Raw genomic sequence first — 12,572 nt, 5'->3', positions numbered from 1 at the left:
AATGTGCAGACTTGTTTTCTTAATATTGAAAAGCTCTCTTATCGGGCAGTCATAGCGTTAAACAGTTCCACATTCAGCGCTGATTCATCCTCCTGAAGATAGATACCCACCCTAAAAACAGCAGGTCCATCTTCACTTCTGCCTGAACTCCAAACCACTGTACCATGAACCTCTATGTCCGTTGTTGTGTAGTGATAGCTCAAGCTCACCCGGCAGCCAGTTTCAATCCTGCTATCGACTTCAAGGCCTATGCCAAATGGTGAGAGATCCAGCACTTCCAGAACATTTATCGGTTGATTATTGCTATAGAGCGCGAGTCCGGATCCGGCAGGCAACTCCAGGGCGCGGCGACCACTGCTGCGGCGTTCACTACTCAAATCGTACCTCCTTTACTGCAGCGTTACTCATACAGAGTCAGGTGTAACAGACTCCATGCTGTGTACTGATTATAACAGATGTTTTCCATTCTGCTCGCAATTGCAGTTGTTCTTAAGTTATGAGAGACAGAATCTCCGGCATTGCCTCCGGCAGATGATCAAAGCGATGTGAACCACCATCAAAAAGATGTGTCCGTGATTCACTGCCAAAACGGGCGATAGCCTTGCTGTAGTCGAGCAACTCATCCCCCTGATCAAGAAGCAGTAGCGAAGCTGCCGCTGGTTTTCCCATCGCTTCACTCATGCCAGTGAGTGCATCGGCATCAGCGCGATGCATCACAAAGGATTCACCCGTCGCGAAATTCACATTCTCACCCATAGCCGAGTTGATCAGATCATACACATCAGCCAGCGGATTAATCAGCACAGCTGGCCAGCCATGTTTGGCGCCATAAAAAGCAGCATAAAAACCGCCCAGAGAGGTACCGATCAGGCAGACCTTGTGATCTGCAAGTCTGCCAAGGTAGTCATCCAGAAAAGAGATCGCCTGAGCGGGATTATTCGGCAGATCGGGCGAGACAAACTCAAATTCACTGTCGGCGAACTGCTCACGCAGCCAGTCGCTTTTACTGCTATTTCCAGAGCTGGCAAACCCATGCAGATAGATCACCTTCATATCATCTCCTCTTCATCTTTCCGGCTGAACACTCTGATGAGCAGATCAAAAGAGGCACTCACAGAGAAGGCGGATGCATAAGGTATCAGGGAGATAGAAGGAAGTCGCCTGCCTGCCCATTGAACGTTTCAGACAGGCGACTGCGGTGAGTATAGCAAAGATTCAAAAAAAATGTGAAATTCCAACAGCAGGGTGCACCAGAGTCGCAATCAGATATACTGCCCCGCTCTTATGACTGGTGATTCTCAAACGATAAATGAGCTGTTCGGAAAGCTGGAGTGTTGCATGCTTGTGGATCGGCGCGGCCTCACCAAAAAGCTGCATGGACTCTCCCACCGGCTGAAGCAGAAAAAACCGATTGATCTCTCACTAGCCAAACTGGCCAAAGAGATTGAGCGCTCTACGCACTGTTATCAGCAGCGCCAAAGCAACCGCCCACAACCCTCTTATCCTGAAGAGCTTCCTGTCTCAGGCAAACGCCATGAGATAGCAGAAGCGATCCGGGCACATCAGGTGGTGATCATTGCCGGTGAGACCGGTTCGGGAAAAACCACCCAGATTCCGAAAATATGTCTGGAGCTGGGGCGCGGTATCGCAGGCCAGATCGGTCATACCCAGCCGCGCCGCATCGCTGCCCGCTCGGTTGCCACCCGCATCGCCCAGGAGCTGGGCAGCAAAGTCGGTGAGTATGTCGGTTACAAGGTGCGTTTCTCCGATCAGACCAAAAAAGAGGGTTACATCAAACTGATGACCGACGGCATCCTGCTGGCCGAAATTCAGAGTGACCCGCTGCTATTGGCTTATGACACCATCATCATCGATGAAGCGCATGAGCGCAGCCTGAATATCGATTTCCTGCTCGGATTTCTGCAGCAGCTGTTGGCCAAACGCCGCGATCTGAAGGTGATAATCACCTCGGCCACGATCAATACAGAGCGCTTCTCCGAATTCTTTAACAAGGCACCGATCATTGAGGTTTCCGGACGCAGTTATCCTGTTGATATTCACTATCGCCCCATTGAAGGAGACGAGGATGACCGGGATCGTGACCTGCCACAGGCGATAGTTGAGGCGGTCGATGAGGCAGCCACGGTCGATCCGTTTGGTGATATTCTTGTTTTCCTGCCAGGTGAGCGAGAGATCCGCGAGGCCACGGAGGCGCTGCATCAGCATGCCATGAGCAACACCGAGGTGATTCCCCTGCTCTCCCGTCTCTCACCTGCCGAACAGGACAAGGTCTTTCAAAGCCACAGAGGGCGTCGAATCGTACTGGCAACCAATGTCGCCGAGACCTCGCTGACCGTGCCCGGCATCCGTTTTGTGATCGATTCCGGTCTTGCTCGCATCAGCCGCTATAGCGCCCGCACCAAAGTGCAACGACTGCCGATCGAACCGATCTCACAAGCTTCCGCCAATCAGCGTTCAGGCCGCTGTGGCCGTATTGCCGCAGGCATCTGTTTCCGTCTCTACTCCGAAGAGAGTTTTAACAATCGTCCCGCCCAGACCGATCCGGAGATTCGTCGCACCAATCTGGCCAGCGTGATCCTGCAGATGAGCAATCTTAACCTTGGAGAACTGAGCAGTTATCCGTTTATGGATGCGCCGGAGAAGAAGGCGATTGCTGATGGTTACCTGCTGCTGGAGGAGCTGCAGGCGGTTGATAACAATAAAAAACTGACCCCGATTGGCAGAAAGCTTGTGCGCCTGCCGGTCGACCCGCGTATCGGCCGCATGCTGCTGCAGGCTGATAGCGAGCGCTCACTGCATGAGCTGCTGATTATCGCCTCGGCCCTCTCGGTGCAGGATCCGCGCACAAGGCCGATGGATCTGCAGCAGCAGGCCGATGAGAAACACAGGCTGTTTGCCGACCCGACATCCGATCTGCTTAGCTGGCTGAAGCTATGGAACTGGTACCATGAGCAGGCGCGTCACCTCTCCCGATCCAAGCTGCGCAAGCTCTGCCATGATCGTTTCCTCTCCTATATCAGACTGCGTGAATGGCACGATCTGCACGGGCAGCTTCTGGCCATCGTACGCGAGATGAAGATGAAGCCCAACAGTGAAGCGGCCAAACCCGATGCAATTCATCGCGCTCTGCTTGCCGGACTATTGAGCCACGTCGGCCTCTATGATGATGAGAAGCGCAACTATATGGGGGCACGCAATCTCCGTTTCTCTATCTTTCCCGGCTCTGCTCTGTTTAAGAAACCACCGAAATGGGTGCTTTGTGGCGAACTGGTTGAAACCACCCGCCTCTATGGCCGCTCGGCTGCCGCGATCAATCCGGCATGGCTGGAGGAGCTTGCACCCCACCTGATCAAAAAGAGCTACAGCGAACCACACTGGTCGAGTAAACGTGCTCAGGTTGCCGCCTATGAGAAGGTGAGTCTCTATGGTCTGCCGATCATAGGCAGGCGCCTTATCGACTATGGACCGGTTGATCCGGTGGTTAGTCGTGAGATGTTTATCCGCCATGCACTGGTGCAGTTTGAGTATCGCACCCCGGGCAAGTTTTTTGCCCATAACCAGCGGCTGATCAAGGAGCTTGAGAAGCTGGAAGCCAAATCGCGACGGCGTGACCTGCTGGCTGAGGAGCAGGTCAGCTTCGACTTCTTCGATGCCATCATTCCTGATGGTATCTATAGCGGTAAACTCTTTGAGCAGTGGCGTAAACAGGTCGAACAGAAGAGACCGAAGCTCCTCTATCTCGATAAAAAAGATCTGCTGCACAGTGATGCCAAAGCGATCAGCAGCAACGCTTTCCCCGACTATTTCCGGGACGGAAAGCTGCAGCTGAAACTGAATTATCACTTTGATCCGACCCACAAAGCCGATGGTGTCACACTGATCGTGCCACTGCCGGTGCTCGGCCAGCTGGATGCCAGCCGGTTTGAGTGGCTGGTGCCGGGTATGCTGGAGGAGAAGCTGACCCTTTTGATCAAAAGCCTGCCCAAAGCGACCCGGCGCAACTTCGTGCCCGCACCGCAGTTTGCCCAGGCGGCCATGGAGAGCATGGTGTTTGGCAAGGGCGAGTTACTAGAGCGTTTCGCGCAACAGCTTGCACGCATGACCGGAGTCAATCCGGATCGTGAAGAGTGGAACCCGGAAGCCATACCATCTCACCTGAAGATGAAATTCAAGGTCACAGGCGAGAGTGGAAAAATGATCGAGATCGGCAACGATCTGAGGGCGCTGCAGACCAAATATGCAGAAAACAGTCGTCAGAGCCTACAGGCGATTGATACGGTGCAGATGCTGGAGCGTGAAGGCATTACCCGATGGGATTTCGGCGATCTTCCGGAGTCGCTATCGACCACTCGGCAAAAGCTGCAACTGCAGTTTTTTCCAGCCCTGCAGGACCATGGACAGAGCGTTGCCATCCGGATCTTTGAGAGTCGCCATGAAGCTGAGCAGGTGATGCGCAAAGGCTTGAGAAGACTGTTCATGCTGCACCTGCACCAACAGGTGGAGCTACTCAAAAAGAACACCCCGCAACTACAGAAACTCACCCTTCGCTATGCCCTGATCGGTGATCCGGCCACACTCAAGGATGAACTGATCCAGGCCGCCTTTGATAAGATATTTATGACCGATCCTCTACCGCGTACCACATCTGCGTTTCAGGATCGGCTGGACAGAGGGCGCCCGAAAATTGTTACAGAGGCGAGCAGGTTGGCCGACAATGTCACTGCAGCACTCATTGCCCACACCGATCTGGTTGCAGCCCTGACTGCCGTGCGTTCGCCGCAGTTAAAGCTGGTTGCCAACGATATCACCCGTCAGATGGAGAGACTCATCTATCCCGGTTTTATTGCAGCCACACCGGCTCAATGGCTGCCCCACCTTCCTCGTTTTATTGAAGCAGCTCGCATTCGCATCGCTAAAGCTGGCCGCAACCTCAAACAGGATGGCCAGCATGCCGAAGCGGTTGAGCGGCTCTGGGAGAGATATGCTGCGCGCCTTGAATCCACACAAAAGATGAAGGGTGATAGTGAATCCATCGAAGCGTTTCGCTGGCTGATCGAAGAGCTGCGCGTCTCACTCTTTGCCCAGGAACTCAAGACATCCACCCCTGTTTCGTTAAAAAAAATGGAGTCACTCTGGCAGGCTTTAAAATAGAAAAAACCACGCGATTCAGTTGGTCTCCTGTATCTGACTCAAAGTGCTACGCCAGGTAAGCTTCTACTTCCCAGCAGCATTGAAAGATCGTACAATGCACTTGCTCCCAACATGTCACGTCAAAACTTATGCGAAGACTTATAATGACCCCTTACTCATCCGAACACCTACTGCACGTCCTGCACGCGCATCAGCAACGGTTCCACTATATCTCTGATCAGGCGATCTGTGAGATTGCAACCCGTCTGCATCTGCCACGAGCACAGGTTGAAGCCGTCACTGAGTTTTATGCCTTCTTCCACCGCAGCCCGCGCGGGCGTTTTGATATCCTGTTCAGCAACTGTACCAGCTGTGGTAATCTGACTCTGATGCAGCAGCTCTGCGACAGACTGAATGTCTGCATGGATCAGACCAGCAGTGATGGCCTGATCTCCATCTCTCAGACCTCCTGTATCGGCATGTGTGACCATGGCGCATCAGCACTGATCAATGGCCTTACCGTCACATCGCTCTCTGAACAGATCATTGAAGAGATGGGCAACCTGATTGAATCAGAGACACCTGTTTCAGCCTGGCCGACCAGCTGGTTTCAGATCGGCAACAACATCCGTAAAGAGGGGTTACTGCTAACAGAGGCTCTCGAACCCGGAGCGGCCCTGAAAGCTATTGCCGGGCGCAGCAGTGATGAGATTCTCAATGAAATTACCGCCTCTGGTCTGAAAGGACGTGGCGGTGCAGGCTTCTCCACCGGCCTGAAATGGAAGCTATGTCGTGATGCAGCCAGCGATAGTCGCTATGTCGTCTGTAATGCCGATGAGGGTGAGCCCGGTACATTCAAGGATCGTATCCTGCTTAACAGCCATGCCGACACCCTCTTTGAAGGCATGACCGTATGCGGAAAGGTTATCGGAGCATCTCAGGGTTATCTCTACCTGCGTGGTGAATACCGTTATATGTTGGATGCACTGTTAACAACCCTGCAGAACAGGCGTGAAGCAGGCCTTTTGGGCAACAATGTCCTTGGCTCTGGCTTCGATTTTGACATCGCCGTTGTGGTAGGAGCCGGTGCCTATATCTGTGGTGAAGAGTCCGCGCTGATTGAATCGATTGAAGAGAAACCCGGCATTCCCCGTATCCGGCCACCGTTCCCGGTCACCAGTGGGCTTTGGGGCAAACCAACCGTCGTCAACAATGTCGAGACACTGGTCGCTGCTGCCGGAATTGTACTGCATGGGCACCACTGGTTTGAAACCAGCGGCACTTGGCAATCCAAAGGCAGTAAACTGCTCTCGGTTTCAGGTGACTGCGCGCGCGCCGGTATCTACGAATATCCGTTTGGCGTTACCGTTGCTCAGATTCTTGAGGATGCAGGTGCAGAAGATGTGCAGGCCGTACAGATCGGTGGCCCGGCTGGTCGCCTGATCGGTGCTGAGAGTTTCACTAATCATATCGCCTTTGAGGATATCGCAACCGGCGGCTCATTTATGATCTTTGACACCTCTCGTGACCTGTTAGCGGTGATTGGTAATTTTACCCACTTCTTTGACCATGAGAGCTGCGGTTTCTGTACCCCCTGCCGGGTTGGTACCACACTGCTGAAGAACGGTCTGGATAAAGTTTGCAGCGGTCATGGTACCGCCCATGATATTGATGAGCTGCAGCGCACCGCAGCTCTGGTATCACGCCGCTCACACTGTGGTCTGGGCATGACCGCACCCAATCCGATCCGTGACGGGCTGAAGGTATTCCCGCAACTGTTTGAGGCGCGTCTGCTGCATCAGGAGATGGAGCCTGAATTCAATCTCGATGCGTCACTGGAAGAGGCCAGATCCCTCACCAACCGTGATGATGCGGAGGCGCATCTATGAGTGATCCCATGAAGAAAACAATTATCATTGATGGCGTAGAAATTCCTTTTGAAGAGGGGCAGACGATCATGGATGCAGCCCTTGCCGCTGACATCTATATCCCCCACCTCTGCCACAAACCCGGTCTCTCTCCGCACGGCAGCTGCAAACTCTGCACGGTGGATGTGAATGGCCGAGCTGTCTCATCCTGCACCATGCCGGCAGAAGCGGGACAGGAGATTGCCAACAATACAGCATCCCTGAATGAGGCGCGCAAAACCATCACCCAGATGCTGTTTATTGAAGGCAATCATCTCTGCCCGTCATGTGAGAAGACCGGCGACTGTACACTGCAGGCGATCGGCTACCACCTGGGTATGCTTGATGGCCACTTCCCACAGTTCTATCCGCGTCGTGAGGTGGATGCTTCACACGGTTCACTGGTACTTGATCGTGATCGCTGCATCATGTGTGAGCTGTGCGTACGCGCCAGCCGCGAGTGTGATGGCAAGGATGTTTTTGCCATCTCAGGACGCGGCACCAAGCGCCAGCTGGTTGTAAATTCACCGACGGGAAGACTGGTCGACTCCGATATTGAACTCGATGATATGGCCGCCCACATCTGCCCGGTCGGTGCCATTCTGATCAAGGATCACGGTTATGAGGTGCCGATCGGCCGACGCACCTTTGATCTGCACTCGGTTTCAGAAACCGATCTGGATGAGGTGATCCTGAAAAAGACGAAACATCACGATCAAGAGCATGAAACAGCTGAAAAAGAGGGAGGTGTTTACGGTGTCTGAGTCATCACCAAAGGTACGCGTAGCAACAACCTCACTGGCCGGCTGTTTCGGCTGTCATATGTCATTTCTCGATATGGATGAGCGTATTGTCGGACTGCTGGAGCATGTAGAGTTCAGCCGTTCCCCCATCAACGATATCAAACATTGCGAACCATGTGATATCGGCCTGATTGAGGGGGCACTCTGTAATGCCGATAATGTGCATGTGCTCAAAGAGTTCCGTGACAACTGCAAGATCATTATCGCCGTAGGCGCCTGCGCCATCAATGGCGGTGTACCTGCCATGCGCAACCACTTTACCCTCAAAGAGTGCCTTGAAGAGGCATTCCTTGATGAGATCGGCGTGGATAATCCGCATATTCCCAACGATGTTGAGATCCCCCTGCTGCTGAACAAGGTACATCCGATTCATGAGGTGGTGAAGGTGGATTACTATCTGCCCGGCTGCCCGCCTCCGGCTGATGCCTTTGTGAAAATTTTGACCGATCTGCTGGAAGGCAGAGAACCAAGCCTGCCCAAAGAGATGCTGCACTATGATTGAAAATAACCCACCACAAAGACACAGAGACACAAAGTTAAATCAAAATAGAAATCCAGGCCTGATAGCCACAATGAAGCTTCCTACTGATCTTATGTCTGCTTTTCCTTTGTGCCTTCGTGCCTTTGTGGTTCAGCCCCTGGAGATGTCATGAGCGATAAAAGTAACCTGCGCCGCATTGCAGTTGATCCGGTTACCCGTGTTGAAGGACATGGAAAAATCACCCTGCTGTTGGATGATGCGAATCATGTGCGTGAAGCACGTTTTCATATCGTAGAGTTCCGTGGCTTTGAAAAGTTTATTCAGGGACGCCCTTACTGGGAAGTGCCCTACTTTGTGCAGCGCCTCTGCGGTATCTGCCCGGTATCCCACCATCTGGCAGCAGCCAAAGCAGTTGACCAGCTGGTTGGTGTGGATGAGCTGACACCAACAGCGACCAAGCTGCGCAGACTGCTCCATTTTGGTCAGACTCTGCAGAGCCATGCTCTGCACTTCTTCCACCTCTCCTCACCCGATCTGCTATTCGGCTTCGGCAGTAATCTTGCGCACCGCAATATTGTCGGCGTGATTGAGGATTATCCGGATCTGGCACTTAAAGGGGTACGGCTGCGTAAATATGGGCAGCAGGTAATTGAGGTGATCTCCGGCAAACGTGTGCATGGCGCAGCCACAGTCCCTGGTGGCGTCAACAAGGGTTTGACCATTGAAGAGCGTGATCGCCTGCTGGGTGATATTAACGATGTCCTGATCTGGGCGCAGGATGCGGTGGCCCTGAATGAGAAGATTCATACCGAACATCCCGAGAACCACGGCTTTGGCCGCCTCAACAGCAACTACCTGAGTATGGTTGGCGGCAAGGGCGAGCTGGAGCTCTACCACGGTGGACTACGCGCAAGCCGCCCCGACGGCAGCAACATTTTCGACCAGTTCGACTATCGCGGTTACTACAACATCATCCGCGAAGAGGTGCGCTCATGGAGTTACATGAAGTTCCCCTACCTCACCGAACTGGGGCGCGATGACGGCTGGTACCGCGTTGGCCCGCTGGCACGTGTCAACAACTGTGATTTCATCGCCACACCACTGGCAGAGGCTGCACGCAAAAGCTTCAAAGCGTTTGGCAATGGTGGATATGTACACGATACACTTGCCTACCACTGGGCTCGTATGATCGAGGTACTGCACTCGGCTGAATCGATCCGTGACCTGCTGCTCGACCCTGAAATTCTCGGCACTGATCTGGTTGTTAAAGGTGAAAAACGCGAGGAGGGCATTGGCGTGATTGAAGCACCGCGTGGCACCCTCTTCCACCACTATAAGGTCAATGAGGATGGCACGATCAAAAAGGCCAACCTCATCGTCTCCACCACCAGCAACAATCAGGCGATGAACGAGTCGGTACGTTCGGTTGCCAATGAGTATCTTGATGGTAACGAGATCACCGAAGGGCTGTTGAATCACCTGGAAGTGGCCATCCGCGCTTATGATCCATGCCTCTCCTGTGCGACGCACGCGCTGGGCAAGATGCCGCTGGAGATTGAGCTGCTCGACAGTAGTGGAATGGCTGTAGACCGCATCGAAAAAGGTTCCAACGGCAGCATCACCCGCACCCTTTGAGCACGCCACCTATTCTTATACTGGGTTACGGCAATCCCGGCCGTGGCGATGATGCACTCGGCCCGGATCTGGTTGACTCTGTCCGGGCGCTTGGATTACCCGATATCGAGTGCCAGCATGATATGCAGCTACAGGTGGAGTATGTCACCGATCTTGAGAATCGTGAGTTGATCCTCTTTGTCGATGCCGATGCATCGTGCGAGGCCCCCTTCCACTTCTCTGAAATCAGAGCAGAAAAGGATGATAGCTACACCTCTCATGCCATGACCCCGCATGCCGTTCTGCATGCTTACAAACAGGTGTTTGGCATAGATGCTCCGCCAGCCTTCCTGCTGCGCATTCGCGGCTACCGGTTCGAACTAGGTGAATCCCTGAGTAAAGAGGCATCAGTCAATCTTGATGCCGCGACATCATTCTCAACAATGCTGTGCAGCAACCTAACCCCTTCAAATTGGCGAAAAGCTGAATCACGCCAGGGGCGTACTCTCCTGTAAAAAACTATTCAGACAGTTTTATGAATCAAACTTCAGCTTGCTATTGAAGAGGCAGTAACTGTTGCGCTCTCTTTTGGCATGGTACATCGCACTATCAGCGTGTTTTAGAAGCGTTTCACTATCCAGACCATGCTCGGGGTAGAGTGCAATACCTATACTGCAACCGACGTTGCATGAGGTGCCGTTCAGCTCAAAGGGATCGAGCAGTGACTTGAGAATATTTTTTGCCACCTGCTCTATGCTTCCCGACTCCTTCGTCTCATTAAGAATCACGGTAAACTCATCACCACCCATACGTGCGACTGTGTCTGATTTGCGTACACAGCTCTGTAGCCGGTTCGCAGCCTGCCGCAGCAGCAGGTCACCCATATCATGGCCAAGGGTGTCGTTAATCTCCTTGAAATGATCGAGATCGAGAAAGAATACGGCAAATGGCTTCTTATGGCGCTCAGCCAGCGCCAGGGTCTGGTTTAAACGGTCGGAGAAGAGAGAGCGGTTGGGAAGGCCGGTCAGACTATCATTGTGAGCCATCTGCTCGAGCTGCTCCTCAGCCAGCTTGCGCTCAATCACTACGGCCAGAGTGGCTGCCACATTCTTCAGAAACCCCTCCTCGGTCTCATCTCTCTCATGACCTGCTTCAACATAGGCATTAAGCACGCCGAGCAGCCGATCCCCTGAGATAATCGGAATGCAGTAGTGGCCATGTGGCTGAATACCATCATACCTGATCTCATGTAGTTCATCGAGGTGGTTGAAAAATATTATTTCTCGTGTGGCAGCAGCTTTGCCGCAGAGGCATTTGCCAAACGGCAACAGGGCACAGGATTGCAGCAATGAATCAGGGAGATTGCGCTGGGCAACCATCTCCAGTTTCTGCTCTCCATCAACGGCCAGAAATATAGAACCCTTGCTCTGCAGTGCAAAAAGCGGAATAGAGAGCACGGCATCAAGTGATTTGAGCAGCACCTCCTTCATGGTCAATGGTGGTAATGAGATGTTGAGCATCTCATCAAGCACTCGCTGAATATTCAGTGACTGTTCAACCGCTCTGGTACGCGCCTCACTCTCTGCCAATAGCTGCTTTCTGGCCTGGCCAACTCCTCTTCAGCCCTGCCCAGAACCACCCAGAAAAGGGCAAACAGGGACCAGCTGATGGCTGTCGAAAGCGCAAAGAACAAGAGCGTCTCTTTTTTTGAGCTCTCCATAATGGCTGTCATATCATGCAACATTACCAGCGAGGCGACACTACGCCCGCCGGCATCATTTACAGGAATGGTCGCTGACCAGTAGTTGAGTCCATCCAGACCGACACCATCCCGGACTCGAATCTCTGCATCCGAGTACTCACGATCAACAGCATTAAGCAGGTCAGTGGGGAGATCATGCAGGCTCCTGGATACCAGTACCGATGCAGAGAGCTGCTGCCAGTCAAATGGACGGGCCAGCATGCGCATCCCCTCTTCCCAATCGCGCTGCACCAGATACTGCTTATGAATCAGTAGCAACAGCTCGACACTGAACATGCTGTGAGCCTGATCAATGATGGCATCAATCTCTTGTCCCAGCTCGATGTAACCGATCAGTTGCCCCTGTTCGACAACAGGAAACACGGAACGCAACGTAAAGGTTCCCAGTGGCCCAAGCTCTAAGCCGGAGAAGAGCTCACCAGTTTCCTCTGCCCCAAGCGCAGTAAAACGGTTGATGCTGTCGTCATGCTTCTCGGGTTTATGCACTCGCAGCAGGTTGACCCGTTTTGTGTCATGAAAATAGAAGTGGGTGATGTTGTTCTGAATATTCAACCGCTCATAAACAGGAGCAGCCAGCTCCAGCAAACGTTGCCGATCCCCGGCTTTCAGGGCTGAGAGCAACTGACTATCACGCGCAATAAAATCGAGGCTGGAAGCCATCGCCTCAGACTTGCTCTTCAGAGCCGCCTGCAGATGATTCTGCATCGCTACTGCCTGCTGCTGCACAGTTTCATGGCGCTGACGGGTCTCAATATTGTTGAGAAAATAGCCGCCGATAGCAAAAATAACCCAGCCCACAATAAACAGAGGAATTAGAATTCGTTTCTTCAGACTTACCGGACGCGTCACCTGTT

Annotated in this window: 10 protein-coding genes; 6 read left to right on the top strand and 4 right to left on the bottom strand. The window is 53.0% G+C overall.

What is annotated here, in order from left to right:
* Window positions 1-38: 38 nt before the first annotated feature.
* Together F3F93_RS04765 and F3F93_RS04760 are read right to left on the bottom strand one after the other, a co-directional pair.
* On the bottom strand, window positions 39-377 hold the full coding sequence (locus F3F93_RS04765) for a PilZ domain-containing protein (protein WP_176958025.1): 339 nt from the start codon (window positions 375-377) through the stop codon (window positions 39-41).
* Between the two features lie 112 nt (window positions 378-489).
* Entirely contained in the window at window positions 490-1,053 is a 564-nt protein-coding gene (locus tag F3F93_RS04760; RefSeq protein ID WP_176958024.1) for a YqiA/YcfP family alpha/beta fold hydrolase, read from the bottom strand.
* A gap of 231 nt (window positions 1,054-1,284) precedes the next feature.
* Between F3F93_RS04760 and hrpA the strand changes: the two genes are divergently transcribed.
* From hrpA to F3F93_RS04730, 6 genes are all read left to right on the top strand, one after another.
* Complete coding sequence (gene hrpA / locus F3F93_RS04755; RefSeq protein WP_206675374.1) at window positions 1,285-5,172, top strand: ATP-dependent RNA helicase HrpA; 3,888 nt, start codon at window positions 1,285-1,287, stop codon at window positions 5,170-5,172.
* Window positions 5,173-5,300: 128 nt separating this feature from the next.
* Window positions 5,301-7,040 carry an NADH-ubiquinone oxidoreductase-F iron-sulfur binding region domain-containing protein gene (locus tag F3F93_RS04750; RefSeq protein ID WP_176958023.1) on the top strand — a complete coding sequence of 580 codons (1,740 nt, stop codon included), beginning with the start codon at window positions 5,301-5,303 and terminating at the stop codon, window positions 7,038-7,040.
* An 8-nt stretch (window positions 7,041-7,048) separates the two neighbouring features.
* Window positions 7,049-7,822: a 2Fe-2S iron-sulfur cluster-binding protein gene (locus F3F93_RS04745; RefSeq protein WP_176958022.1), complete on the top strand. Its 774-nt coding sequence runs from the start codon at window positions 7,049-7,051 to the stop codon at window positions 7,820-7,822.
* Entirely contained in the window at window positions 7,782-8,363 is a 582-nt protein-coding gene (locus tag F3F93_RS04740; RefSeq protein ID WP_241696974.1) for an NADP oxidoreductase, read from the top strand. The genes F3F93_RS04745 and F3F93_RS04740 overlap by 41 nt, the downstream gene beginning before the upstream one ends.
* Window positions 8,364-8,510: 147 nt before the next feature.
* Complete coding sequence (locus tag F3F93_RS04735) at window positions 8,511-9,977, top strand: Ni/Fe hydrogenase subunit alpha (RefSeq protein ID WP_176958021.1); 1,467 nt, start codon at window positions 8,511-8,513, stop codon at window positions 9,975-9,977.
* A complete protein-coding gene (locus F3F93_RS04730) occupies window positions 9,974-10,471 on the top strand; it encodes a hydrogenase maturation protease (protein WP_176958020.1) in 498 nt (165 codons plus the stop codon). The genes F3F93_RS04735 and F3F93_RS04730 overlap by 4 nt, the downstream gene beginning before the upstream one ends.
* Before the next feature lie 18 nt (window positions 10,472-10,489).
* Here the strand turns inward: F3F93_RS04730 and F3F93_RS12460 are convergent, their stop codons facing one another.
* Window positions 10,490-11,545: a sensor domain-containing diguanylate cyclase gene (locus F3F93_RS12460; RefSeq protein ID WP_241696973.1), complete on the bottom strand. Its 1,056-nt coding sequence runs from the start codon at window positions 11,543-11,545 to the stop codon at window positions 10,490-10,492.
* Window positions 11,500-12,567, bottom strand: a complete 1,068-nt coding sequence (locus F3F93_RS12455; protein ID WP_347239197.1) for a cache domain-containing protein — start codon at window positions 12,565-12,567, stop codon at window positions 11,500-11,502. Before F3F93_RS12455 ends, F3F93_RS12460 begins: the two co-directional genes overlap by 46 nt.
* Window positions 12,568-12,572: the final 5 nt, after the last annotated feature.

The sequence above is a fragment of the Mariprofundus sp. KV genome (assembly GCF_013387475.1).
Taxonomy (GTDB): Bacteria; Pseudomonadota; Zetaproteobacteria; order Mariprofundales; family Mariprofundaceae; genus Mariprofundus.
The sequence above is the reverse complement of the archived record's forward strand: the minus strand, read 5'-3'. Positions and strand labels throughout refer to the sequence as shown.